Consider the following 24,232-nt stretch of genomic DNA (forward strand, 5'->3'; position numbering starts at 1 on the left):
CCCGCGTTGGGTTGCGAAGCGACCCTAAAAAGGAAGAATGCGGTGAGTCAGATACTCCTCGGCCGCTGGTTTTGGGGTCGCTTCGCAACCCAACGCGGGGCAAGCCCGCTCGCCACAGGGATCGTGTTCGCCCTACCAGACAGATTTCCAAAGACCTTGAAAGGGCTGGCTGTAAGAGCGGAACCAATATCAGCCTTCACTCAGATAACGGATATGTACTCCGGCCCTAACCCTCTGCCGCCTGACTTATAGCCTTCGCGAGCAAGCCAGCTCCCACATTTGAATCCTCGGAAGCATCAGCAAGAGGGTGCGCGACTTGAAGGCCGGCCTGTACAACTGTGATCGCATTCAGCATCAAGACAGAAAATGTCAGTGTAACGCCCGTGATACAAGGGCTGCGCCCGTATTCTTGAGCGCTGCGCCAAGCCGGTGCTAACATGCCCGACCGCCTGTCATGGCAAGGAAGTTCCTGGTTTATGAGCACCATTCGCGAGCGCAACAAACAACTGATCCTGCGGGCGGCAAGCGAGGAGTTCGCCGACAAGGGCTTCGCCGCGACCAAAACCAGCGACATCGCCGCCAAGGCCGGGCTGCCCAAGCCCAACGTTTATTACTACTTCAAGTCCAAGGACAACCTCTACCGCGAGGTGCTCGAAAGTATTATCGAGCCGATTCTGGCCGCTTCCACGCCGTTCAACCCCCAGGGCGAGCCCAAGGAAGTGTTGAGCAACTACATCCGCTCGAAAATCCGTATTTCCCGCGACCTGCCGTTTGCCTCCAAAGTGTTCGCCAGCGAAATCATGCACGGCGCGCCGCACCTGACTGCCGAGCAAGTTGAACAGTTGAATGCCCAGGCCAAGCACAACATCGACTGCATCCAAAGCTGGGTAGATCGCGGGTTGATCGCGGCGATTGACCCTAACCATCTGATGTTCAGCATCTGGGCGGCGACGCAGACCTATGCGGATTTTGACTGGCAGATTTCAGCAGTGACCGGCAAGGCCAAGCTGGATGAGGCGGATTATGAAGCGGCGGCGGCGACGATTATTCGGTTGGTGTTGAAGGGGTGTGAGCCGGACTGATCGACCGCGGTGCCAGACACACATTGTATGAACACCGCAGAACCCATGTGGGAGCGGGCTTGCTCGCGAAAGCGCCCGCCCAGACACATCCTGCCAAAAGCCTGCCGATCAGCATCAGCCACAGAGATCTAGCCTCTCAGAACCCCATCTGAACAGAGGCCATGGAATGACTGATTTAGCCACATCACACCGCCTGCGCATCGGGCGATTCAGTGAGCCGAGCCGCACCTACCTGATCACCACCAACACCCATTAGCGTGTTCCATTATTCAATGACTTTCATCTGGGCCGCCTGGTGGTCTGGCAATTGCGACTTGCTCAGTATCAGGGGCTGGCGAACTCACTGGCCTGGGTAGTGATGCCAGACCATTTCCACTGGTTGATTGAACTGCAAAAGGGTTCGCTGGGGGATTTGATGTGCCAGGTGAAATCCAAAAGCACTCGAACAGTGAATGGGGCCACTGGCCGCAAGGGCCGGTTATGGCAAACCAGTTTTCATGACCGCGCGCTGCGCGAGGAGGAGGACTTGGTGAAGATGGCCAGGTATGTGGTGGCCAATCCATTGCGGGCCGGTCTTGTCGAGCGGATTGGCGACTATCCGTTGTGGGATGCGGTTTGGGTTTAGAGCTGAAACCGAGTTGCCGCCTTCGCGAGCAAGCCCGCTCCCACATTTGACTGCATTCCAAAGTTGAAACGCGATCAAATGTGGGAGCGGGCTTGCTCGCGAAGAGGCTAGTACAGTCACCTCACATCAAGCAGACACCCCCGCATCCGCCAACAATCCAACCCCCTCAATCGCCGTAATCGCACACTGCTCATCAATATCCGAGGTATCCCCGCTGATCCCGATTGCTCCCAGCACCGCGCCCTCACCATTGCGAATCAACACACCCCCCGGTGCCGGCACGACGCTGCCCTGCCCCAGGCTGTTCAATGCGGCGATAAACGCCGGGCGCTGTTGAGCGTCCAGTGCCAGCAAACGCGAGCCTTTGCCCAGGGCAATCGCGCCCCAGGCCTTGCCGATGGCGATTTGTGGGCGCAGCAGGCTGGCGCCGTCTTCGCGTTGCAAGGTGATCAGGTGGCCGCCGCTGTCGAGCACGGCGATGGTCAGCGGCGCGGCCGAAACCGTGCGCCCTGCGCTGAGAGCCTGGCTGGCCAGTTGGGTCGCGAGTTTCAAGGTTAAAGCGCTCATGGTGCCGTCCTTATCTTGTTATGGGTAAAGCGGTTGAGGTCTGCAGGATCAGATGTTCGACCAAACAAATAGAACACAATAACAAATGCTTTTGTATACAATATTTTCGGACAAAAGCCCCATACGTCGAAAAAAGTGCTTCCGGCGAACGCAAAGGCCCACGAATAAAATGGATTGACCTGCGCAGCTCACCGTGAATACACTTTGACCAGACACCACTTGTATACAATTACAAAACGCAAGGGGCAACAAAACTATGAGCAAAATGAGAGCAATCGAAGCCGCAGTCCTGGTGATGCGCCGTGAAGGGGTCGACACCGCCTTCGGTATCCCGGGCGCCGCGATCAACCCGCTGTATTCGGCCTTGCAGAAGGTCGGTGGCATCGATCACGTCCTTGCTCGCCACGTTGAAGGCGCCTCGCACATGGCCGAGGGCTACACCCGCACCAAGGCCGGCAATATCGGCGTGTGCATCGGCACTTCGGGCCCGGCGGGCACCGACATGGTCACCGGGCTGTACAGCGCCTGGGCCGACTCGATCCCGATTCTGTGCATCACCGGCCAGGCGCCGCGTGCACGGATGCACAAGGAAGACTTCCAGGCCGTCGACATCACCAGCATCGTCAAGCCGGTGACCAAGTGGGCGACCATGGTGATGGAGCCCGGCCAAGTGCCCTATGCGTTCCAGAAAGCCTTCTATGAAATGCGCTCCGGCCGCCCTGGCCCGGTGCTGATCGACCTGCCGTTCGACGTGCAGATGGCCGAGATCGAATTCGACATCGACGCCTACCAGCCGCTGCCGCTGGCCAAGCCCTTGGCCACCCGCATCCAGGTTGAAAAAGCCCTGACGCTGCTGGATCAGGCCGAACGCCCCCTGCTGGTAAGCGGTGGCGGCGTGATCAACGCCGACGCCAGTGAACTGCTGGTGGAATTCGCCGAACTGACCGGTATTCCGGTGATCCCGACCCTGATGGGTTGGGGCACGATCCCCGACGATCATCCGCAAATGGTCGGCATGGTTGGCCTGCAAACCTCCCACCGTTATGGCAACGCGACGCTGCTCAAGTCAGACGTGGTGCTGGGCATCGGCAACCGTTGGGCCAACCGCCACACGGGTTCGGTGGAGGTGTACACCGAAGGCCGAAAATTCATCCACGTCGACATCGAGCCGACGCAGATTGGCCGCGTGTTCACGCCGGACCTGGGCATCGTCTCCGACGCCGGTTCAGCACTGACGATGTTCATAGAAGTGGCCCGCGAGTGGAAAGCCGCCGGCAAGCTCAAGGACCGCAGCGCCTGGCTCAATGACTGCCAGCAGCGCAAGGCCACCCTGCACCGCAAGACCCACTTCGACAACGTGCCGGTCAAGCCGCAGCGTGTTTACGAAGAGATGAACCAGGTGTTCGGCAAAGACACCTGCTACGTCAGCACCATCGGCCTGTCGCAGATTGCCGGCGCGCAATTCCTGCACGTGTACAAGCCACGCCATTGGATCAACTGCGGGCAGGCGGGCCCCTTGGGCTGGACCATTCCGGCAGCACTCGGCGTGGTCAAGGCTGACCCGACGCGCAAAGTGGTGGCGCTGTCCGGCGACTACGACTTCCAGTTCATGATCGAAGAACTGGCGGTGGGCGCGCAGTTCAAGCTGCCGTACATCCACGTGGTGGTGAACAACTCCTACCTGGGATTGATCCGCCAGGCCCAGCGCGGTTTTGAAATGGATTACTGCGTGCAGTTGTCCTTCGACAACCTCAACGCGCCGGAGCTGAACGGCTATGGCGTGGACCACGTCGCGGTCGCCGAAGGCCTGGGTTGCAAGGCCCTGCGCGTGTTCGAACCGAACCAGATCCAGCCGGCGTTGCGCAAGGCGCAGGAGATGATCGAAGAATTCAAGGTTCCCGTGATCGTTGAGATTATTCTGGAGCGCGTGACCAATATTTCCATGGGCACCGAGATCAACGCCGTCAACGAATTCGAAGATCTGGCACTGGTCGGCAACGATGCACCGACTGCCATTTCCCTGCTCGATTAAGGAGAACCCTATGCCGCGCTTCGCTGCCAACCTGTCCATGCTGTTCACCGAACAGGATTTCCTTGCCCGCTTTAAAGCGGCCGCCGATGCGGGCTTCCAGGGTGTGGAATATCTGTTCCCGTACGAATTCAGCTCCGCCGACATCAAGGCACAGCTGGACGCCAACGGGCTGACCCAAGTGCTGTTCAACCTGCCGGCCGGTGACTGGGCCAAGGGCGAGCGCGGCCTGGCGTGCCACCCCGACCGGGTCGAGGAATTCCGCGCCGGGGTCAAGCTGGCCATCGCCTATGCCCAGGTGCTGGGCAACACCCAGATCAACTGCCTGGCGGGGATTCGTCCCGCCGGCGTGGATGACGAAACCGTGGAAAAAACCTTCGTCGCCAACCTCAAGTACGCCGCCGAGAAGTTGCAGGCGGCGGGCATCAAGCTGGTGATGGAGATGATCAACACCCGCGATATCCCGGGTTTCTACCTGAACAACACCGCACAGGCTTTGTCGATTCGCGAGCAGGTGGGCAGCGCCAACCTGTTCCTGCAATACGACATTTACCACATGCAAATCATGGAAGGCGACCTGGCCCGCACCATGGCCGCGCACCTGGGTGAAATCAATCACATCCAGCTGGCGGACAACCCGGGGCGCAACGAGCCGGGCACTGGCGAGATTAACTATCGCTTCCTGTTCGAACATCTGGACCGCATTGGGTATGCGGGTTGGGTCGGCTGTGAATACAAGCCGTTGACCACCACGCAAGCCGGGCTCGGCTGGCTCAAAACCCACAACGCGATCTAACAGACACAACACAAAACCCAATGTGGGAGGGGGCTTGCTCCCGATGGTCTGTCATTCAACATCTGTGTCGACTGATACACCGCTATCGGGAGCAAGCCCCCTCCCACATTTGGATCTCCTGTGTCTTGGCAGGCTGAGGCAGGCCTGCATACCTAATAAAAAGAGGATTTTAATCATGGCTAAAATCGGCTTTATCGGCACCGGCATCATGGGCGAACCCATGGCTTTGAACCTGCAAAAAGCAGGTCACCAACTGTTCCTTTCCGAACACCACGGCAAGGCCCCGCAGGCCCTGATCGACGCAGGTGCAGTGGCCCTGGCCAACCCGCAACACGTGGCGCAGGAAGCCGAGTTCATCATCGTGATGGTGCCGGACACCCCGCAGGTCGAAGACGTGCTGTTCCGCGCTGACGGCGTGGCCGCCGGCCTGTCGCCGAACAAGGTCGTGATCGACATGAGCTCGATCTCCCCCACCGCCACCAAAGCCTTCGCCGCGAAGATCAACGAGGCCGGCGCGCAGTACCTCGACGCGCCCGTGTCCGGTGGTGAAGTCGGTGCCAAGGCGGGCAGCTTGAGCATCATGATCGGTGGCGAGCCGCAAACCTTTGAGCGCGCCCTGCCGCTGTTCCAGAGCATGGGCAAGAACATCACCCTGGTGGGCGGCAATGGCGATGGCCAGACCGCCAAGGTCGCCAACCAGATCATCGTCGCGCTGAATATCCAGGCGGTGGCCGAAGCGCTGTTGTTCGCCTCGAAAAACGGCGCCGACCCGGCCAAGGTGCGTGAAGCGCTGATGGGTGGCTTTGCATCGTCAAAGATTCTGGAAGTGCACGGCGAGCGCATGATCATGGGCACCTTTGATCCGGGCTTCCGCATCAGCCTGCACCAGAAGGACTTGAACCTGGCGCTGGCCGGGGCAAAGGAGTTGGGGATCAACCTACCGAACACCGCCGGTACGCAGCAAGTGTTCAGCACCTGCGCCGCGCTTGGCGGCGGCAACTGGGACCACTCGGCGCTGATCAAGGGCCTGGAGCATATGGCGAATTTTTCGATTCGCGATAAGTAATCCAGATTTGAAATGCCGGCCAGTGTGGGAGCTGGCTTGCCTGCGATAGCGGTGTATCTGGACATAAATGTCTGACTGGAAGACCGCTATCGCAGGCAAGCCAGCTCCCACATTTTGGTCACCATTCCAAGCTTCAAATCTAATAACAAGAACCCCCCGGGAGCCCGCTTATGTCGGTCGATCCGCAACACCTGCTTCGCGAGCTGTTTGCCACTGCCATCGATGCCGCCCACCCCCGGCTTGTCCTCAAACCCTATCTGCCCGCCGACCGCAGCGGCCGCGTGATCGTCATCGGCGCGGGCAAAGCCGCGGCCGCCATGGCACTGGTCGTGGAAAACTGCTGGCAGGGCGAAGTCAGCGGCCTGGTGGTCACGCGCTACGGCCACGGCGCGCCGTGCAAGAAAATCGAAGTGGTCGAAGCCGCCCACCCGGTGCCCGACGCCGCAGGCCTCGCCGTGGCCAAGCGCGTGCTTGAGCTGATCAGCAACCTGGGCGAAGACGACCGCGTGATTTTCCTGCTCTCCGGCGGCGGCTCAGCCTTATTGGCCCTGCCCGCCGAAGGCATCACCCTGGCCGACAAACAAACCCTCAACAAAGCCCTGCTCAAATCCGGCGCGACCATTGGCGAGATGAACTGCGTGCGCAAGCACCTCTCGGCCATCAAGGGCGGCCGACTGGCGAAAGCGGCGTGGCCTGCCACCGTCTACACCTACGCCATTTCCGACGTGCCGGGCGACCTGGCCACAGTGATTGCCTCCGGCCCCACCGTCGGCGACCCGAGCACTTCGCAACAAGCGCTGGCGATCCTCAAGCGTTACAACATCGACGCCCCCGCCTCGGTGCGCAGTTGGTTGCAGAACCCGGCCTCGGAAACCGTCAAACCCGGCGACCCGATCCTCGCCCGCAGCCACTTCCAATTAATCGCCCGCCCGCAGCAATCCCTCGAAGCCGTGGCGGTGAAAGTGCGCCAGGCCGGGTTCAGCCCGCTGATCCTCGGCGACCTCGAAGGCGAAGCGCGGGACGTCGCCAAAGTCCACGCCGGTATCGCGCGGCAAATCGTGCAACACGGCCAGCCGCTAGCGGCGCCGTGCGTGATCCTCTCCGGTGGCGAAACCACCGTGACCGTGCGCGGCAATGGCCGTGGCGGGCGCAACGCCGAGTTCCTGCTCAGCCTCACCGACAGCCTCAAGGGCCTGCCCGGCGTATACGCGCTGGCCGGTGACACCGACGGCATCGACGGTTCCGAAGACAACGCCGGCGCAATCATGACCCCGTGCAGTTACGCCCGCGCCGAAGCCCTGGGCCTGTCGGCTAGTGATGAGCTCGACAACAACAATGGCTATGGCTACTTCGCCGCCCTCGACGGGCTGATCGTCACCGAGCCGACGCGCACCAACGTCAACGACTTGCGCGCCATTCTGATCCTTGAGAACACCCCCCATGACGCCTGACAAGAAAGTCAAAATACTCGCCACCCTCGGCCCGGCCACCGACGGCATGGCGCAGCGCGGGGATACGTTGGAGATTACGGCGGGGGTGCCATTTGGGCAGCCGGGGTCCACGAACTCGCTTCTTATCGAGACGTTGATTTAGCGCCTGTAAGGGCCTCTTCGCGAGCAAGCCCGCTCCCACATTCGACCGCGTTCAATGAGTTAAAACGCGGTCGAAAGTGGGAGCGGGCTTACTCGCGAAGGGGGCAACTCGGTCTACCTGACTTACCCAAATGCATAATCCAACTTGCCCCGACTGGGCCGAAGCCCTGCTCAACGGCTTCAGCCAAATTTTCCTGCAGCGCCATCCACTGTGTGGCCTGCTGTGCCTGCTGGCCATCCTGACGGGCGCCAAGGCTTTGCTCGGCGGCGCGCTGCTGGGTGGCGTCGCGGGTTTGCTCACGGCACAGCGCCGGGGTTATCCCAAGGCCGAGCGCCAGGCCGGGCTTTACAGCTACAACGGCGTGCTGCTGGGCCTGTTGATCAGCCAGCACTTCGCCTGGTCGGCGCTGTTGCCGCCGCTGACTCTCGCGTGCGGCGGCCTGAGTGCGATCCTCACGCGCCAATGGTTGAAACACGCCGCCCAGCCCGATGACTTGCCCGCCTACACCGCGCCTTTCGTGGGCCTCGGCTGGTTACTGATGGGGACTGTGCCCGAGAGCGCTTTTGTCCTGACCGAAACCGATACGCTGTCGCTCCTCACGGCGCCTTTTACCGGCCTCGCGCAAATCATGCTGATGGACCAGCCCGTGGCGGGCGCCTTGATTGCCTTGGGCCTGCTGCTCGCCAACCGTCGCGCCGCCTTATGGGCCTTGATCGGCGCCAGCGCTGGCGTGCTCGTTGCCCTGTTGCTGGACGAGCCCGCCAGCGCCCTCCTCGGCCTGCACAGCTATAACCCGGCGCTGGCGGCTTTGGCATTGAGCCAGTCACGTCGCCAGCCGTGGCTGCCCCTGCTCGGCATCCCGCTGGCGATCATCCTCACCCCCGGTTTTGCCGCCTTGCACCTGCCCGCGCTGACCGCGCCGTTTATCCTCGCCTGCTGGCTGGTGCGCGCCAGCGGGCGGATGTTCAAAGCCCGCGTGGACAGCCGGTTCGAATCCCCCTAGGCTCTCTCGACATTCGATTCGGGCGGGTTTTATGGACAGCAACAACGACTGGCGTCAGCGACTCTACGTCATGGTATTTCAGAGCGATACGGCGGCCGGGCGGCGCTTCGACGGCATTTTGTTGCTGATCATCCTCGCCAGCATTGTGATCGTGATGCTCGACAGCATCGACCAGATCCACCAGAACTACGCGAACCTGCTGGCCTATATCGAGTGGGGCTTCACGCTGATCTTTGCCATCGAGTACGGCTTGCGGCTGTATTGCTCGCCCAAGCCGTTGCGATATGCCTTCAGCTTTTATGGGTTGGTGGACTTGTTGGCGATCGTGCCCGGCATTCTCGCCCTGTATTACAGCGACGCGCAGTACCTGCTGATTATCCGCATCATCCGCATGCTGCGGATTTTCCGCGTGCTCAAGCTCAGCCCGTACCTCAAGCAAGCCAACTACCTGATGGCCGCGTTGCGCGGCAGCAAACAGAAGATCGTGGTGTTCCTGGTCAGCGTGTGCACGCTGGTGACGGTGTTTGGCACCTTGATGTACGTGATCGAAGGTCCGGAGCACGGCTTTACCAGTATTCCCAAGGGCATCTACTGGGCCATCGTGACCCTGACCACCGTGGGCTTCGGCGACATCGTGCCGAAGACGCCGCTGGGCCAGGTGATTTCGTCACTGGTGATGATCACCGGTTACTCGATCATCGCCGTGCCCACCGGGATTTTCACCGCCGAATTGGCGAGCGCCATGCGCGGTGAACAATTGCAGCACGACTGCCCGGTGTGCAAGAAGAACAACCATGAACCCAACGCGGCGTTTTGCTCGCGTTGTGGCAATAATCTTTTCCATAAACTGGAATAAGCACAGAGCGTTTTAATCTTTAAGCGTCTATTCAGTGCCCGCTATAGTCGCTGGCAAATTGCCCCCACTTAACCGATCACCTTCTCGAATATCAAGGAATGAGCAGTGAAAAAACTCGTTAGCGCCTCTCTCCTGGCCGCCGGCCTGGCCCTGGCCGGTGCAGCCCACGCCGCACCGGTCACTCTGCTCAACGTCTCCTACGACGTGATGCGCGATTTCTACAAGGACTACAACGCCGCCTTCCAGAAGCATTGGGAGGCCGAGCACCCGGACGACAAGCTGACCTTGCAGATGTCTTTCGGCGGCTCCAGCAAACAAGCGCGCTCGGTGATCGACGGCCTGCCGGCTGACGTGATCACCATGAACATGGCCACCGACATCAATGCTCTGGCAGACAACGGCAAACTGGTGCCCGAGAATTGGGTCACTCGCCTGCCGAACAACAGCGCGCCGTTCACCTCAGCCACTGTGTTTATCGTGCGCAAGGGCAACCCCAAGGCCCTGAAAGACTGGCCGGACCTGCTCAAAGACGGCGTGCAAGTGATTGTGCCCAACCCGAAAACCTCGGGTAACGGCCGCTACACCTACCTGTCGGCCTGGGGTTATGTGCTCAAGAATGGCGGTGATGAAGACAAGGCCAAGGCGTTTGTCGGCAAACTGTTCAAACAAGCGCCAGTGCTGGACACCGGTGGCCGCGCCGCAACAACCACTTTCATGACTAACCAGATTGGCGACGTGCTGGTGACCTTTGAAAACGAAGCGGAAATGATCGCCCGTGAATTCGGCCGTGATCAGTTCGAAGTGATCTACCCAAGCGTCTCGGCTGAAGCTGAGCCGCCGGTGTCGGTGGTGGACAAGGTAGTCGAGAAGAAAGGCACCCGAGCGGCTGCCGAGGATTACCTGAAGTACCTGTGGTCGCCGGAAGGTCAGGAAATTGCGGCCAACAACTACCTGCGTCCACGTGACCCGAAGGTGTTGGCCAAATACACCGACCGCTTCCCGAAAGTCGACTTTCTGTCGGTAGAGAAGACCTTTGGGGACTGGCGCACCGTGCAGAAAACCCACTTCAATGATGGCGGTGTGTTTGACCAAATCTACAGCGGGCAGTAACTGAACAAACGCGGTAAAAAAATGTGGGAGCGGGCTTGCTCGCGAAAGCGGTGGTTCAGTCGATTGATTCAGTGACTGACACTCCGCTTTCGCGAGCAAGCCCGCTCCCACATTTGTATTTGTGTTCAGCAGTTACATTGGCGGTGTTACGCCATCCTTGCCGGCCGAGATCGCCTGGGCCGTCACCGTCCCATCCGCTGCCTGCGCCGCGAACAACACCACTTTCGTCCCAACCTTGAGCAGGCTGCGATCGCCTGGCTCCAGGTTCACGATCGGCACATCATCCGGCACAACGATCTTCTGCTCGCCGCCCTTGTACTTGACGGTCAAGGTGCGCCCGTTGCTGACCACCAGGTCGCCGACGGTGCCGTTGGTCATGCTGCTGCCTTCCTTGAGGTCAAACGCGCGGTGCCCGTCGCCCGTGCCGGCCATGGCCGGTGGGAACACGTGGACTTCCAGCGCAGTCAGGGTGCCATCAGCATTCGGCATCGCCGCGGAGCCGATGTAGCTGCCGGGCTTGATCTCATCGATCTTGGCCAGCGTAACGGCGCGCACCTGGGTGTCTTTGGTCAGGTGCACGGTGACGTCTTCGCCACTGTTGACCTTGACGTGGATCGCATCGCCGTCGACCGCCGTGATGGCGCCGCGCACGCCCACACGCGGGGCTTCAGCGGCATTGGCCAAGCCTATTGCCATGGCGGCGGCGAGGGTTGAAGCCAGGATCATCTTGTTCAGCGAAATTTTCATGAAAGTGGATTTCCTGTTTCGGCAGTTGTGGCTGAATGTATCATTGCCGTTCGACCCGAACGTTAACGATTCAGTCATTAATTTTCGGCATGAGTGATATCACCGCCAACGCTCTACTCCGGCCACGGCATTGTCATTACTCTGCCTCGCCATCTTCCTTCGCTTTAACGAGAACGCCATGAATGCTATCCCACCCGCTACGAGTACCATGACCCGAGGCATGGTGATGCTGTTTGCGTTCTGTTGCGGCGCTATTGTGGCCAACATCTATTACGCCCAGCCGATCATCGAACTGATCGCGCCGGACATCGGCCTCACACCAGCGATGGCCAGCCTGATCGTGTCGCTGACCCAGATCGGTTATGCCCTCGGGCTGTTTTTCCTGGTGCCGCTGGGCGACCTGCTGGAAAACCGCAAGCTGATGATCACCACCACCGTGGTGGCCATCGCCAGCCTGCTGGGCGCGGCGTTTACCGAGCAGCCAAACCTGTTTCTGCTGGTGTCGTTGCTGATCGGTTTCAGTTCGGTGTCGGTACAAATCCTGATCCCGTTGGCCGCGCACCTGGCGCCGGCCGAATCCCGTGGCCGCGTGGTCGGCAGCATCATGGGTGGCCTGCTGCTGGGCATCCTGCTGGCACGGCCGGTGTCCAGCGTGGTGGCCGACCACTTCGGCTGGCGCGCGATGTTTATGGCCGCCGCCGCGCTGATGGCGTTTATCAGCGTGGTCCTGCTGCTGACCATCCCCAAGCGTCAGCCTGACCACAGCGCCAGCTACGGCCAGTTGCTGCGGTCCCTCGGCACCTTGCTGCGCAAGCAACCGATACTGCGCCAGCGCGCGTTCTATCAGGGCTGCATGTTCGCCACCTTCAGCCTGTTCTGGACCGCCGCCCCGCTGGAACTGGCGCGTAACCACGGCCTGAGCCAAAGCCAGATCGCGCTGTTTGCCCTCGTCGGAGCCCTGGGCGCCATTGCCGCGCCCATCGCTGGCCGCCTCGCCGATGCGGGCCACACGCACCGCGCTTCGCTACTGGCGATGCTGTTTGCCGCGTTGAGCTTTCTACCAGCCTTTGTGCACCCGCTGTACAGCGTGATCGGCCTGGCGGTGACGGGTGTGGTCCTGGATTTCTGCGTGCAAATGAACATGGTCCTCGGCCAACGCGCCATCTACGCCCTCGACGCCAACAGCCGCAGCCGCCTGAACGCGCTGTACATGACCAGCATCTTCATCGGCGGTGCCTTCGGTTCGGCGATTGCCAGCAGCGTGTATGAGCATGGCGGCTGGCTGGGCGTGATGCTGGTAGGCAGTGCGTTCCCGCTCGTCGCGTTGCTGCGTTTTCTGAGTGCTTCGCGCCAGGCAGCACCGGCAGTTGCCTAGAGGCATTACTGTGGGAGCTGGCTTGCCTGCGATGCAGGCACCTCGGTGATTCAGGTGTACCGCAGCGATTCTATCGCAGGCAAGCCAGCTCCCACATGGATCGAGTTACGAGCGCACCAACTTCTCCAACGCCGCGTCCGCCAGAAATGACGAGCGGCTTTTGACCTTGTGTTCCCGCACATAGCGGTCGATACGCTGGATGACATAACCAGGCAAGGTCACATTGACCTTCTCGGTCTTGCCCAGATAGGGCGAGATGTCCAGCTCCAGCATTCCCCAGCCCATGCCGGCGTAGTCTTCATGGGCGTGGTGATTGGCCACCGATGTTGGCATCGGAATCGGCCCACCTTCTGCCGCGATCTCTTGCAACAGGATGTGCGCCACTTCCACGGCGGCGTTGTACGCCTCTTCAAAACTGTCCCCGGCGGTGACTGCGCCCGGAATGTCAGGGATCTGAATACCGGTGGCGGTAAAGTCATCGCCCCATTCGATACACATTGGGTATTGCATGAATACTCTCCTTAAAACTCAAACAAACCGGCGCGCTTCTTGATGCTTCGAACGGTGCCCAACGGCAGGTCCTTCTTGGGGTGCGGCACCGGGATCGTGTACGGGCTGTAACGGTGAGTGAAAATATGATGACTGCCGGTAACTCGATCCAGCACCCAGCCCGCCTCTTGCAATTCCTTTATCAATAACCTGCTTTGCACCCCAGCCTCCTTGGCTTGGCCTGAATAAAAGTAACCCTAGAGTTATATTTACTCAAGCACAGAATGCGTCACCCTGATCGACGGTTGTTTTACCGGATGTTGGAAGCTGACGTTACGGCACCGCGTCAAAGCGCGGGATACGCCCGTTCAGTGATGGCCAATACCCAAAATTGGCAACACTGGCGAGCACCGATGGCTGCCGACGCAGCACCTCCAGAATGGCCTGCGCAGCAAGGTTCAAAGCCAGCGCCTGGCCTGGGCACTGATGATTTCCGGAGCCGAAACTGAAGACGCGCCGTTGCAGGCGCTCAAGCTGGAAATCATCAGGATCAGGGTTCGCATCGGGATCCCGGTTGGCAGCCGCCAACACCACCAGAATGGTATCGCCCGCCTCCACAATACGGCCCCCGACGGTGCAACGCGCCGCCACAAACCTGCGGGTGTTTTGCACCGGCGAATCGTAGCGCGCCACCTCCGCCACCAACGCGGTCGCCAGGGTCGGCGTGCGCTGAACCCGCTCAACCAGCTCAGGCCGCCGGGCGAGCATTACCAGTGTGTTACCAATCAGGCCTGCCGTCGCTTCGCAGGTTTGCGACAACAGCCCGATCAGGTTCGGATTCACTGCCCGCGCGTCCTCCCAACGAGTGTTGCGAATCCTTGCGAACAACACCGTTTCTTCCAGCACACCGCTGAACATCTGCTGCAACTGCGACGCTGCGAAATCAGCGTTACGCAGTTGCTTTTCGTTGCTCAGCGGCGACAGGCAAGCGACGAAATCCCGCGTCAGTGCAGCGGTGTTGTGCAACTGCTCATCGGGCACGCCCAACAGATGCGCAACCACCGAGACCGGCAACCTGAACATCCACTCATCCAGGCCTCCCATGCCGGCACTCAGTTGCGTCACCGCGTCTGCAACGTGCCGAGCATTCAACGCCGCCAGCGCAGGCTCGATTACCGCTCTGGGGCAGCGATGCGCGGCCCCCTCGTTCATGCGCATCAAGCGCGCAAACACCTGACCTGCCGCGCCCTGCGCAATCGCGCAAGGCACGGGCTCATGCAGGGGTCGCACGCGACACTCGGGATGGGCCAAAACCGCCTCGACTGTCTGCGCACGGCTGGCGAGCCACATGCCCAGGTCAGCATCGAAGTGCAACCCGTCAGCGCGTCGCAAACCGGCGTAATAGGCATAGGGGTCAGCATGGGTTGCAGCGTCCAGCGGAGTCATTCAGCACGTCCTGTTCTCATCAAGAACCGGTACTATCGGCGGCCTCACACGCAAACGCTTCGCTCAGGAACGAACTATGAACGGCCACGATGACGACGCCGCCCTCTCGCACATTGCGGGTGCAATCGCGGAGCCGGCGCGCACGAAAATGCTCTGCGCGCTGATGGACAGCCATGCGCGCACCAGCACCGAAATGGCAGTGATCGCCGAGGTCAGCGCGTCTACCGCCAGCGCCCACTTGGCCAGGCTCAAGGAAGACGGGCTGATTACAGTGCGCAACCAGGGCCGCCATCGTTACTACAGCCTCGCCGGCCCGCAGGTGGCTCAGGCCATTGAAGGTCTCATGGTGATCAGTCAAAACAGCGCCAAGGCCTTTGTGCCGAACACCCCCAGCCGCTTGCAGTTTGCGCGCACCTGCTACGACCACATGGCCGGCACGCTGGCGGTGCAGTTGCATGACCACTTTGTCGCGGCGGGATGGCTGGTCGGTGACAGCACTTACCAGCTCAGCGCGTCGGGTGAAACAGTGATGATTGAGCTCGGGCTTGATGTGGCCACACTGCGCGCGCAGCGACGGCACTTTGCCTGTTCGTGCCTGGACTGGAGCATGCGCCGCCCGCATCTGGCAGGTGCGCTGGGTGCTGCATTGCTGCAGAACGTTATCAGCCGTGAATGGATGACCCAGGACCTGGATAGCCGCGCGCTCGGGCTGACACCCAAAGGTCGCAAAGCACTCATGAGCCGTTTTGGCATACACACCTGAAACAACAAAGCTCAGAAGGTGGGAGATGGCTTGCCTGCGATGGCGGCGGGCCAGGGCACACGCGGGGCACACCGGGACTTGCCGCGCGTCGCCGGTGCCGAGCAGGGTCAGGTGCATGTCGAGTGCCCGTGGTTCAGGCAGCACAGCAGGCGCTCGACGGTGTGTTCCAGTGGGCCGGAGTTGTCCAGCACAAACAAGGCCGACCCCTTGTCGGCAATCATCTCGGCGGTAAAGCGTGCATTGCGCGCCAGGCGCTCGTCGATGTCGGCCAACGATTCACGTCCGCGCGCGACCAGACGCTGGCGCAGCACGGCTTGGTCCACCGTCAGCAGCAACACCAGCGAGGCCGGATAACGCTCGCGAGTCTGCGCCAGGTGCGCGCGGGAGCCGTTGACCAGCACGTCTTCCCCCGTCGCCAGCCAGTCGTCTATTTCGCGCGGGATGCCGTAGGCCAACCCGTTGGCATGCCAGCTGAGGGCAAACGCGCCCTCGGCCTCCATCGCGACAAACTGTTCCGGGCTCACGCCTTGCGCCGCCTCGCCCACCGCCTCCGCCGAGCGGGTGATGACGCGGCGCACAATCCGGCAACCGCGCTCGGCCAAACGTGGCCGCGCAGCATCCAGCAGGCTGTCCTTGCCCGAACCGGAAGGCCCGATGAGATAGATCAACCTGCCAGCCATCAAAACACCCTCTTCGCCTGTCGCCAGACGTGTTACACCACGGGAAGCCCTTCACAGCGGCAAGCCTGCACCAAATCCGCACGCAGCCCAATCGCAATCTCACCCTGATCATTCAGGCCCGCCGCTTGCGACAGGCTGGCCGGGTAGTAGTTGCTGGAAAGTATATCCAGCAATCCGGCGGCGGCCACATTACCCGAGTGCGACCCACCACGCACCACGTTCGGCGCGCCCAGCACGCGTTAATGCCCTGTGCCTGACAGCCCGCGCTTCAGGCAATCATTGGAGTTGGCCATTTTGTGGCGAGCGGGCTTGCCCCGCGTTGGGCTGCGCAGCAGCCCCATCAAGGCCACCGCGATCAGTCAGACAGGACGCGTCGTCAGGTTTTGGGGCTGCTGCGCAGCCCAACGCGGGGCAAGCCCGCTCGCCACAAAAAAGCCCGCCTTGCCACAGGGGTGGAGGCGTGGATTCAGCAGTTAGGATCTGCCCTACACAGATTTCGGGTTGCGTCCGGTCAACCTCGCCGCTAACCTTCGCGGGTCGCTGCAAAATCAGCGAACGGGTGTGGTAGCCCGGTTCCTTCATAGATCCCCAAAACGCTTAAGGGCGTTTTTTTGTGCGGGCTGCTTTGTGGCGGCTGTGCACGGGAGGCTTCGGCCTGCCGGGTTTCTATGACCGGTCTACCACCCCGTGTACAGTCGCCTCCTTACATCGTGTGGTAGCGAGATGGAGGTGCTCATTCATAGGAGCTTCACCATGAAAAAAGTCACGCCCAATCCCCCACCATCTACCCCGAATCAAACCCCACCCGACGTAATCTTCACCGTCCGCCCAGGCCTCAGTACTGAAGTTGCCTTGAGCAATGCCAGCGAGATGCTTGAGTCGGCGACTGTGTGCGCGTACGACTGCGCCGAGCATCTGGGTGGCTCAGGTCGCAAGCAGGTGCTGGCGGTGGTGCAGATGATTGAGATCGCACAGTTATTGGTGAATGAAGCGCTGAATCGGGAGTGTCCTGTGGCTTGATAGCACGGTGATCTACTGTGGGAGCGGGCTTGCTCGCGAAGGCGGTGTGTCAGTCAACTTAAAAGTGAATGACCCACCGCTTTCGCGAGCAAGCCCGCTCCCACATTTGATCTTCAGTGGTTGGGGGAACATATTTCAAGGCCATGAAAAAGGCGACCCGCAGGTCGCCTTTTTTCATTGTGCGTATTGCTTGCTCAAGCCGGGTGGTACGCCTTGCACGCTGGTTTCTTCCCACGGCCCGTTCGGGCTTGCCACAGGGGATAGGTATCGCTTCAGACAACTCAGGACCTTTCCTACAACCTCTGTCGGTTGCGATTGCTATAACCCATCGTTAGCCTCTCGCAGTCGCTGCTCATCAGCGATCGGGCTTGGTCGCCTGGGTTAGAATGGCGCACAGTGCCGCGCAAGCGGCATTATTGTGTTCGCGTTATGGCGAGCTGTGCGTGGGAGGGCTCAGGCCCTGCCGGGTTTCCATTCCCTGGTCGACCAACCTGCGTACAGCTCGCCACCCTTCTGCTTGGTCGCAGATGTGGTGAGCTCCAATTGAATGGAGATTTACTGCATGAAAAAAGTCACGCCCAATCCCCCTTCCTCCCCCTCGGATAAAACCCCACCCGACGTAATCTTCACCGTCCGCCCAGGCCTCAGTACTGAAGTTGCCTTGAGCAACGCCAGCGAGATGCTTGAGTCGGCGACTGTGTGCGCGTACGACTGCGCCGAGCATCTGGGTGGCTCTGGCCGCAAGCAGGTGCTGGCGGTGGTGCAGATGATTGAGATCGCGCAGTTGTTGGTGAATGAAGCGCTGAATCGGGAATGTCCTGTGGCCTGATGGCTGAGGAGATCTACTGTGGGAGCGGGCTTGCTCGCGAAGGCGGTGTGTCAGTCGACTTAAAAGTGAATGACCCACCGCCTTCGCGAGCAAGCCCACTCCCACATTTGATCGTCAGTGGTTGGGGGAACATATTTCAAGGCCATGAAAAAGGCGACCCGCAGGTCGCCTTTTTTCATTGTGCGTATTGCTTGCTCAAGCCCGGTGGTACGCCTTGCACGCTGGTTTCTTCCCACGGCCCGTTCGGGCTGATGGAGCGGCTCCAGCCGTTGCTCCAGCGGTAGTACGTGCGCTGGCGATAGAAGGTGTCGGGCTGTTCTTCCAGCACATACACCTGCATTTTTCCGTCCCAGTGGCTGGCGGCGCCCGGTGGTGGGGCGAAGGTTGGCGAGGAGCTTGGCGGCGCTTTTGGTGGCGTGACCGGGCCGGAGGGTTTGGTGCTTGGCTGGGTCGACGGGCCGGACGACGGGATGGTCGGGCCGGTGGGCCCGGGAGGTGGGCGGTGGACCGCACAGGCGCTCAAGCCGAGTACCAGGCTGAGCAGGGTGATGCGTGCAAATGCGGTCATGGGCGTTTTCCTCGATTTACTTGTCCGGACTGTCGATGGTCAGCTGCTGCAGGGCAGTGGTGGTGCTGGCCAACGGTTGGCTGCGGCCGATCCACTCGCCAGCTGTCGGAAGACCTGCCCGGGATATGCGCGCAACCAGTTGGACTTCGGGGAAGTTCGACAGTTTCAACTGCGGCATCATCGCGTCGGCATCGCCCAGTTCAACGGTGATCGGCAGCTCGGCGACGGTCACGCGCTTGGCGGCCAGCGGTGCCGGTGGGCCGTTCACGGCGCGGGCGAAGATGAACACGCTGTCGGTAGGTAAGGCCTTGGCCTTCACGTCAGCGCTCAGGTCCACACGCACTTTCATCGCGGATTTTTGAGGCGCGACGGTGCCGCCACTTTCTTTCAGCTTCTCGGCGGCGCGGTCGATGCCGCCTTGCAGCGCGGCGCGGGAATTGTCTTCAGGTGGCAGTTGAGCCAACAGGCGATTCCAGTAGTCGATCGCTTCCTGGTAACGCTGCCCTTCAAAAGCGGCGATACCCAGCAAGCCGAGGCTGGTGACTTCTTTCGGGTCCAGCTTCAACGCCTCGTCCGTCAGCGCCTGAACTTTGGGCGACCACTGTTTGTTGTCAGCAAAATACTGCGCCTGCGCCCACTGGCCGAGCAGTTCCGGCTGGCGACCGGCCAGGGCCACGGTGCGCTCGAAGATTTTCGCCGCATCGGCGGAACGGTCTTGGGCCATGTAGGCGCGACCGAGGAAGTACAGGCCTTCGGGCGAGTCCGGCTGCGCGGCGGCGGCGCGTTCCAGGCGGCGGGTCATGTCTTCCATGGACACCGGCGGCTGGGAGAATTCGCGGGTCAGTTCGACCTTGTCGCTGGCGCCGTAGTGCAGGTAAAGCGCAACGCCCAGTACCGGCACCAGAAACGCCGCCAACAATGGCAATGGCTTGCCCAGACGCGACTCGCGGGGCTTTTCCACACCTTCGGTGTCGGCGAGCAATTCGCGCGCGGCCTCGGCGCGGCCGGTGTCGAGTTGCGCATTATTCAGCACGCCTTCGTCCTGCTGAACTTGCAGCTCGGCGACGCGTTCTTGATAAAGCGCCACGTTCAGCGCGGTGCGATCCTCTTCACGCTGGGCGCGGCGGCCGCGCAACACAGGGATCAACAGGAAACTCAGGGCAATCAGGAGCAGCAACCCTGCTGCGAGCCAAAAATCAATCATCAGTCTTGGTGTCCAGCAATTGGTCGAGGCGTTTGCGCTCGTCAGGGGATAGCGCATCGGAACCATCAGTCGGCGCGGCGCGGCGGCGGCGCACGATCACGGCCATCACCACCACACCCGCCAGCAACAGCCCGGCGGGGCCGAACCAAAGCAGCGCGGTTTTGCCGGTGAGGGCCGGTTTGTAGCGCACGAAATCACCGTAGCGGTCGACCATGAAGTCGATGATCTGCTGGTTGTCCTTGCCCTCCTCCAGCATGCGGAAGATCTCTTTGCGCAGGTCGGCGGCGATGGGCGCGTTGGAATCGGCGATGTCCTGGTTCTGGCATTTGGGGCAGCGCAGTTCCTTGGTCAACTCGCGAAAACGTTCACGGTCACCCTCTTTGGCGAACTCGTAGGTATCGATGGCGGCGTGGGCCACACCGACCAGACCCAGCGCCAGCACCGCAGCGGCTAACAGACGCTTCATGGTTTGGCCTCGTCAACCAGGGCCTGGTATTTGGCGGCCAGTTGCTCGCGCCAGACCACTTCGTCGATCACGCCGACGTACTTGTCGCGGATCACGCCCTTGGCGTCGATGAAGAAGGTTTCCGGGGCGCCGTACACGCCGAGGTTCAGGCCGAGGTTGCCGTCTTCGTCGCGGATATCCAGCTGATACGGGTTGTGGAATTCCGCCAGCCATTTCAGCGCGGCGGCGTTGTCGTCCTTGTAGTTGATGCCGTAGATCACCACGCCTTTCTCGGCGAGCTTGTTCAGCACCGGGTGTTCCACGCGGCAGGAGATGCACCAGGTGCCCCACACGTTGACCAGTGCCGGTTTGCCCAGCAAGTCGGCTTGGGTCAGGGTTTTATCGCCCTGCACCGTCGGCAGGCTGAACGCCGGGAATGGCTTGCCGATCATTGCCGAGGGCAGCTCGGCCGGGTCCAGGTACAAGCCGCGATACAAGAACACCGCCACCACCAAAAACATCGCCAGCGGCACAACCATCAACCAACGCTTCATACCGCCGCTCCTTGCAGGCCGAGGGCTTCACGCACCCGGCTCTTGACCTTGACCCGATAACGCCGGTCCAGCGCGGCGAGCAAACCACCAAAGCCTGTGAGCAGCCCGCCAAACCAGATCCAGCGCACGAACGGTTTCACATGCACGCGCACGGCCCAGGCACCGTCGCCCAAGGGTTCACCCAGCGCCACATAGAGGTCGCGGGTGAAACCGGCGTCGATACCGGCTTCGGTCATCATTGAGCTTTGCACGGTGTACAGGCGTTTTTCCGGGTGCAGCACGGCAATTTCCTTGCCGTTGCGCACTACCCGTACGGTGCCTTTGTCCGACGTGAAGTTCGGCCCTTCGAAGTGCTTGGCGCCTTCGAAGATGAAGTGGTAACCGCCCAGGTCCATGGACTCGCCAGGCGCCAGGCGCAGGTCGCGCTCGGCGCTGTTCTGGCTGGACAGCACCACGCCGAGGGCGCACACGGCGATGCCGAGGTGCGCAATTTGCATGCCCCAGTAGCTGCGGGTCAGGCTTGGCAGGCCTTTGATCAGGCCTTTGTGGCGGGTCTTGTCGACTATGTCGCGCAGGCCGGCCAGCAATACCCAGGCGGCGAGCAGGAAGGTCGCGAGGACTGCCCAATTGAAATCGCCGTAAGCGAACCCGGCGATCACCGCCAGGGCCACGCTGCCGAGCAGCACCGGCATCAGCATGCCCGCCAGCCATTTCACCGGGGTGTCTTTCCAGCGCACCAGCATGCCGACCGCCATCACCACCATCAACAGGCCCATCAACGGGATAAACAACGCGTTGAAGTACGGCGGGCCGACGGACAGCTTGGCGCCGCTGAGGGCATCCAGCGCCAGCGGGTAAAGCGTGCCGAGCAGGATCATCGACGCAGCCACCACCAGCACCAGGTTATTGCCGAGCAACAGGGTTTCCCGCGACCACAGGTTGAAGCCGACCTGGCTCTTGACCACCGGCGCGCGCAACGCGAACAAGGTCAGGGAGCCACCGACAACAAACAGCAGGAAGATCAGAATAAATACGCCGCGCTCCGGGTCGGAGGCGAACGCGTGCACTGAAGTCAGTACGCCCGAGCGCACGAGGAACGTGCCGAGCAGGCTGAGGGAAAACGCCGCAATCGCCAGCAATACGGTCCAGCTTTTGAACACGCCGCGTTTTTCGGTGACGGCCAGCGAGTGAATCAGCGCCGTGCCCACCAGCCAGGGCATGAACGAGGCGTTTTCCACCGGGTCCCAGAACCACCAGCCGCCCCAGCCGAGTTCGTAGTAGGCCCACCACGAACCGAGGGTGATGCCGATGCCGAGGAAGGCCCAGGCGACGATGGTCCACGGCCGCGACCAGCGCGCCCAGGCGGCATCGAGACGCCCGCCGAGCAAGGCGGCGATGGCGAAGGCAAACGCCACCGAGAAACCGACGTACCCCATGTAGAGCATCGGCGGGTGCACGATCAGGCCGATGTCTTGCAGCAAGGGGTTGAGGTCGTGCCCGTCCACCGGGATCTGCGGCAGGATGCGGGTGAACGGGTTGGAGGTCATGATCAGGAACAGCAGAAAACCGATGCTGATCATGCCCATCACCGCCAGCACGCGGGCCAGCATCACTTGCGGCAATTGGCGCGAGAACACCGACACGGCGAAGGTCCAGCCGCCGAGGATCAAGGCCCACAGCAGCAACGAGCCTTCGTGGGCGCCCCACACGGCGCTGAATTTGTAGTACCACGGCAGCGCGCTGTTGGAGTTATTGGCGACATAGGCGACGGAAAAGTCGTCAGTCATAAAGGCGTAAGTCAGGCAACCGAATGCGAACACCAGAAACGCAAACTGGCCCCAGGCAGCCGGCTGCGCCAGGCTCATCCACAGGCGGTCACCGCGCCAGGCGCCGAGCAACGGGACCACGGCTTGAACGATGGCAAAGCACAGGGCGAGGATCATCGCCAACTGGCCCAGCTCGGGAATAAACAGTGCTGAGGTCATGACTTAGCCCTCCTTGGCTGGGGTTGGGGCAATTTGGCCGCTGTCTTTCAACGCCTTGGTGACTTCCGGCGGCATATATTTCTCGTCGTGCTTGGCCAGCACTTCGTCAGCGACGACTACGCCGTCGGCATTGAGCTTGCCCAGCGCAACGATGCCCTGCCCTTCGCGGAACAGGTCCGGGAGGATGCCGCGATAGGTGATGGTCACGGCCTTGCTGAAATCGGTCACGACGAAGGTGACGTCGAGGGAGTCGGAAGAGCGTTTCAGCGAGCCATTCTCCACCATGCCGCCAGCACGGATGCGCGTGCCCACCGGGGCTTCGCCGTTGGCAATTTGGGTCGGGGTGTAGAACAGGTTGATGTTCTCCCGCAGGGCGCTCATCGCCAGGGCCACGGCAATACTCACACCGGCCAGAATGGCCAGGATGATCAACAGACGCTTTCTACGCAGCGGATTCACTTATCGGTCTCCCGGCGCAAACGACGCGCCTCTTGTTGCAGGTAACGCTTGCGGGCCAGGATCGGCGCGGCGACGTTGACGGCCAGCACCGTCAGGCAGATGCCATAGGCCGTCCACACATACAGGCCGTGATGGCCCATGGCGAGAAAATCACTGAAAGACGCAAAATTCATCCACGGGCTCCCAGGCAAGCTTGCACTTGGGCCTTCACCCAACTGGTGCGGGCTTCGCGCTTGAGCACTTCAAGGCGCATGCGCATCAGCAGCACGGCTCCGAAGAAACAGTAGAACCCCAGCACCATCACCAGCAGCGGCGCCCACATTTCTACGGGCATCGCCGGTTTTTCGGTGAGGGTAAAGGTGGCGCCCTGGTGCAGGGTGCTCCACCACTCCACCGAGTATTTGATGATCGGAATGTTGATTACACCGACGATGGCCAGCACCGCGCAGGCCTTGGCGGCGCTGTCGCGGTTGCTGATGGCAGTGCCCAAGGCGATCAGGCCGAAATACAAAAACAGCAGGATCAGCATGGAGGTGAGGCGCGCGTCCCACACCCACCACGAACCCCAGGTCGGTTTGCCCCAGATGGCGCCGGTAACCAGCGCCACGGCGGTCATCCACGCGCCAATGGGCGCGGCGCATTGCAGGGCGACGTCGGCGATTTTCATCTTCCAGACCAGGCCGACGACGCCGCACACGGCCATCATCACGTAGCAGGACTGAGCCAGCATCGCGGTGGGCACGTGGATATAGATGATGCGAAAGCTGTTGCCTTGCTGGTAGTCCGGCGGCGCGAAGGCCAGGCCCCAGACCAGGCCGATGCCGATCAGCAAAATAGCGGCGATGCTCAGCCACGGCAGCAGCTTGCCGCTGATGCCGTAAAACCATTTGGGCGAGCCGAGCTTGTGAAACCAGGTCCAGTTCATTGCTGTTTCCATCACG

The 24,232-nt window shown here is 61.2% G+C and carries 26 protein-coding genes and 4 pseudogenes; 14 read left to right on the top strand and 16 right to left on the bottom strand.

All coding sequences use genetic code 11. From position 1 onward, the window contains the following. Nucleotides 1-476: 476 nt before the first annotated feature. Both Q7C20_RS16715 and Q7C20_RS16720 read left to right on the top strand, forming a co-directional pair. Complete coding sequence (locus Q7C20_RS16715) at nucleotides 477-1,082, top strand: TetR/AcrR family transcriptional regulator (RefSeq protein ID WP_348054569.1); 606 nt, start codon at nucleotides 477-479, stop codon at nucleotides 1,080-1,082. A gap of 166 nt (nucleotides 1,083-1,248) precedes the next feature. Next, nucleotides 1,249-1,707 (top strand): annotated as a pseudogene (locus Q7C20_RS16720) (transposase). 126 nt (nucleotides 1,708-1,833) lie between these two features. Here the strand turns inward: Q7C20_RS16720 and Q7C20_RS16725 are convergent. Beyond that, nucleotides 1,834-2,274 (bottom strand): heme-binding protein, encoded by a 441-nt coding sequence (locus tag Q7C20_RS16725; RefSeq protein ID WP_375068835.1) that lies wholly within the window; start codon nucleotides 2,272-2,274, stop codon nucleotides 1,834-1,836. 256 nt (nucleotides 2,275-2,530) lie between these two features. On the opposite strand from Q7C20_RS16725, the gene gcl reads away from it, so the two are divergent. The 8 genes and pseudogenes from gcl to Q7C20_RS16765 all read left to right on the top strand — a co-directional run bounded on the left by gcl (nucleotide 2,531) and on the right by Q7C20_RS16765 (nucleotide 10,727). After that, nucleotides 2,531-4,306 carry a glyoxylate carboligase gene (gcl, locus tag Q7C20_RS16730; RefSeq protein ID WP_375068837.1) on the top strand — a complete coding sequence of 592 codons (1,776 nt, stop codon included), beginning with the start codon at nucleotides 2,531-2,533 and terminating at the stop codon, nucleotides 4,304-4,306. Nucleotides 4,307-4,316: 10 nt separating this feature from the next. Next, the gene (hyi, locus tag Q7C20_RS16735) at nucleotides 4,317-5,099 is read left to right on the top strand and encodes a hydroxypyruvate isomerase (RefSeq protein WP_375068839.1); all 783 of its coding nucleotides are present in this window, start codon (nucleotides 4,317-4,319) and stop codon (nucleotides 5,097-5,099) included. A gap of 175 nt (nucleotides 5,100-5,274) precedes the next feature. Then, entirely contained in the window at nucleotides 5,275-6,165 is an 891-nt protein-coding gene (locus tag Q7C20_RS16740) for a 2-hydroxy-3-oxopropionate reductase (protein WP_375068841.1), read from the top strand. A 170-nt stretch (nucleotides 6,166-6,335) separates the two neighbouring features. After that, nucleotides 6,336-7,616 carry a glycerate kinase gene (locus tag Q7C20_RS16745; protein WP_375068842.1) on the top strand — a complete coding sequence of 427 codons (1,281 nt, stop codon included), beginning with the start codon at nucleotides 6,336-6,338 and terminating at the stop codon, nucleotides 7,614-7,616. Nucleotides 7,617-7,659: 43 nt separating this feature from the next. Beyond that, nucleotides 7,660-7,758: pseudogene (locus Q7C20_RS16750) on the top strand (hypothetical protein); the annotation flags it as partial. A gap of 130 nt (nucleotides 7,759-7,888) precedes the next feature. Further along, a complete protein-coding gene (locus Q7C20_RS16755) occupies nucleotides 7,889-8,761 on the top strand; it encodes an urea transporter (RefSeq protein WP_375068844.1) in 873 nt (290 codons plus the stop codon). Nucleotides 8,762-8,792: 31 nt separating this feature from the next. Next, on the top strand, nucleotides 8,793-9,617 hold the full coding sequence (locus Q7C20_RS16760; protein ID WP_348054561.1) for an ion transporter: 825 nt from the start codon (nucleotides 8,793-8,795) through the stop codon (nucleotides 9,615-9,617). Nucleotides 9,618-9,722: 105 nt separating this feature from the next. Beyond that, nucleotides 9,723-10,727 carry a sulfate ABC transporter substrate-binding protein gene (locus Q7C20_RS16765; protein ID WP_375068846.1) on the top strand — a complete coding sequence of 335 codons (1,005 nt, stop codon included), beginning with the start codon at nucleotides 9,723-9,725 and terminating at the stop codon, nucleotides 10,725-10,727. A 132-nt stretch (nucleotides 10,728-10,859) separates the two neighbouring features. On the opposite strand, the gene Q7C20_RS16770 is transcribed toward Q7C20_RS16765, so the two are convergent. Then, nucleotides 10,860-11,474: a DUF5666 domain-containing protein gene (locus tag Q7C20_RS16770; RefSeq protein ID WP_348054559.1), complete on the bottom strand. Its 615-nt coding sequence runs from the start codon at nucleotides 11,472-11,474 to the stop codon at nucleotides 10,860-10,862. Nucleotides 11,475-11,652: 178 nt separating this feature from the next. Between Q7C20_RS16770 and Q7C20_RS16775 the strand changes: the two genes are divergently transcribed. Further along, entirely contained in the window at nucleotides 11,653-12,849 is a 1,197-nt protein-coding gene (locus Q7C20_RS16775; RefSeq protein ID WP_375068848.1) for an MFS transporter, read from the top strand. A gap of 105 nt (nucleotides 12,850-12,954) precedes the next feature. Here Q7C20_RS16775 and Q7C20_RS16780 read toward each other — a convergent pair whose 3' ends face one another. The 3 genes from Q7C20_RS16780 to Q7C20_RS16790 form a co-directional block, all read right to left on the bottom strand. After that, nucleotides 12,955-13,359 (bottom strand): type II toxin-antitoxin system HicB family antitoxin, encoded by a 405-nt coding sequence (locus tag Q7C20_RS16780; RefSeq protein WP_375068850.1) that lies wholly within the window; start codon nucleotides 13,357-13,359, stop codon nucleotides 12,955-12,957. Between the two features lie 11 nt (nucleotides 13,360-13,370). Next, nucleotides 13,371-13,559: a type II toxin-antitoxin system HicA family toxin gene (locus Q7C20_RS16785; RefSeq protein WP_348054556.1), complete on the bottom strand. Its 189-nt coding sequence runs from the start codon at nucleotides 13,557-13,559 to the stop codon at nucleotides 13,371-13,373. Nucleotides 13,560-13,671: 112 nt separating this feature from the next. Beyond that, on the bottom strand, nucleotides 13,672-14,784 hold the full coding sequence (locus Q7C20_RS16790; RefSeq protein ID WP_375068852.1) for a cytochrome P450: 1,113 nt from the start codon (nucleotides 14,782-14,784) through the stop codon (nucleotides 13,672-13,674). Nucleotides 14,785-14,860: 76 nt separating this feature from the next. Here Q7C20_RS16790 and Q7C20_RS16795 point away from each other — a divergent pair, with 76 nt between their 5' ends. Then, nucleotides 14,861-15,547 (top strand): ArsR/SmtB family transcription factor, encoded by a 687-nt coding sequence (locus Q7C20_RS16795; protein ID WP_375068854.1) that lies wholly within the window; start codon nucleotides 14,861-14,863, stop codon nucleotides 15,545-15,547. A gap of 36 nt (nucleotides 15,548-15,583) precedes the next feature. Here the strand turns inward: Q7C20_RS16795 and Q7C20_RS16800 are convergent. The 3 genes and pseudogenes from Q7C20_RS16800 to Q7C20_RS16810 all read right to left on the bottom strand — a co-directional run. After that, nucleotides 15,584-15,664: pseudogene (locus tag Q7C20_RS16800) on the bottom strand (phosphonate metabolism protein PhnP); the annotation flags it as partial. Continuing rightward, nucleotides 15,655-16,227: a phosphonate metabolism protein/1,5-bisphosphokinase (PRPP-forming) PhnN gene (gene phnN / locus Q7C20_RS16805; RefSeq protein WP_375068855.1), complete on the bottom strand. Its 573-nt coding sequence runs from the start codon at nucleotides 16,225-16,227 to the stop codon at nucleotides 15,655-15,657. The pseudogene Q7C20_RS16800 and the gene phnN, both read right to left, overlap by 10 nt. Before the next feature lie 32 nt (nucleotides 16,228-16,259). Beyond that, nucleotides 16,260-16,463, bottom strand: a pseudogene (locus Q7C20_RS16810) (alpha-D-ribose 1-methylphosphonate 5-triphosphate diphosphatase); the annotation flags it as partial. Nucleotides 16,464-16,980: 517 nt separating this feature from the next. Between Q7C20_RS16810 and Q7C20_RS16815 the strand changes: the two are divergent. Both Q7C20_RS16815 and Q7C20_RS16820 read left to right on the top strand, forming a co-directional pair. After that, nucleotides 16,981-17,247 (top strand): DUF6124 family protein, encoded by a 267-nt coding sequence (locus tag Q7C20_RS16815; RefSeq protein WP_348054552.1) that lies wholly within the window; start codon nucleotides 16,981-16,983, stop codon nucleotides 17,245-17,247. 562 nt (nucleotides 17,248-17,809) lie between these two features. Then, nucleotides 17,810-18,076 carry a DUF6124 family protein gene (locus Q7C20_RS16820; RefSeq protein WP_375068857.1) on the top strand — a complete coding sequence of 89 codons (267 nt, stop codon included), beginning with the start codon at nucleotides 17,810-17,812 and terminating at the stop codon, nucleotides 18,074-18,076. Nucleotides 18,077-18,251: 175 nt separating this feature from the next. On the opposite strand, the gene Q7C20_RS16825 is transcribed toward Q7C20_RS16820, so the two are convergent. Genes Q7C20_RS16825 through Q7C20_RS16860 form a run of 8 tightly spaced genes read right to left on the bottom strand, consistent with a single transcriptional unit; the run spans nucleotide 18,252 to nucleotide 24,216 of the window. Next, nucleotides 18,252-18,644: a hypothetical protein gene (locus tag Q7C20_RS16825; RefSeq protein ID WP_348054551.1), complete on the bottom strand. Its 393-nt coding sequence runs from the start codon at nucleotides 18,642-18,644 to the stop codon at nucleotides 18,252-18,254. Between the two features lie 16 nt (nucleotides 18,645-18,660). Next, entirely contained in the window at nucleotides 18,661-19,848 is a 1,188-nt protein-coding gene (ccmI, locus tag Q7C20_RS16830) for a c-type cytochrome biogenesis protein CcmI (RefSeq protein ID WP_375068859.1), read from the bottom strand. Beyond that, complete coding sequence (locus Q7C20_RS16835; RefSeq protein WP_375068861.1) at nucleotides 19,841-20,314, bottom strand: cytochrome c-type biogenesis protein; 474 nt, start codon at nucleotides 20,312-20,314, stop codon at nucleotides 19,841-19,843. The genes ccmI and Q7C20_RS16835 overlap by 8 nt, the downstream gene beginning before the upstream one ends. After that, complete coding sequence (locus tag Q7C20_RS16840; RefSeq protein ID WP_016978490.1) at nucleotides 20,311-20,847, bottom strand: DsbE family thiol:disulfide interchange protein; 537 nt, start codon at nucleotides 20,845-20,847, stop codon at nucleotides 20,311-20,313. Before Q7C20_RS16840 ends, Q7C20_RS16835 begins: the two co-directional genes overlap by 4 nt. Beyond that, complete coding sequence (locus tag Q7C20_RS16845) at nucleotides 20,844-22,832, bottom strand: heme lyase CcmF/NrfE family subunit (protein ID WP_375068863.1); 1,989 nt, start codon at nucleotides 22,830-22,832, stop codon at nucleotides 20,844-20,846. The genes Q7C20_RS16840 and Q7C20_RS16845 overlap by 4 nt, the downstream gene beginning before the upstream one ends. A gap of 3 nt (nucleotides 22,833-22,835) precedes the next feature. Next, entirely contained in the window at nucleotides 22,836-23,291 is a 456-nt protein-coding gene (gene ccmE, locus Q7C20_RS16850; protein ID WP_375068865.1) for a cytochrome c maturation protein CcmE, read from the bottom strand. Further along, on the bottom strand, nucleotides 23,288-23,464 hold the full coding sequence (gene ccmD / locus Q7C20_RS16855) for a heme exporter protein CcmD (protein WP_375068866.1): 177 nt from the start codon (nucleotides 23,462-23,464) through the stop codon (nucleotides 23,288-23,290). Before ccmD ends, ccmE begins: the two co-directional genes overlap by 4 nt. Next, the gene (locus tag Q7C20_RS16860; RefSeq protein WP_375068868.1) at nucleotides 23,461-24,216 is read right to left on the bottom strand and encodes a heme ABC transporter permease; all 756 of its coding nucleotides are present in this window, start codon (nucleotides 24,214-24,216) and stop codon (nucleotides 23,461-23,463) included. The genes ccmD and Q7C20_RS16860 overlap by 4 nt, the downstream gene beginning before the upstream one ends. Between the last annotated feature and the right edge of the window lie 16 nt (nucleotides 24,217-24,232).

It is taken from the genome of Pseudomonas sp. AMR01 (assembly GCF_041946035.1).
Lineage (GTDB): Bacteria > Pseudomonadota > Gammaproteobacteria > Pseudomonadales > Pseudomonadaceae > Aquipseudomonas > Aquipseudomonas antarctica_B.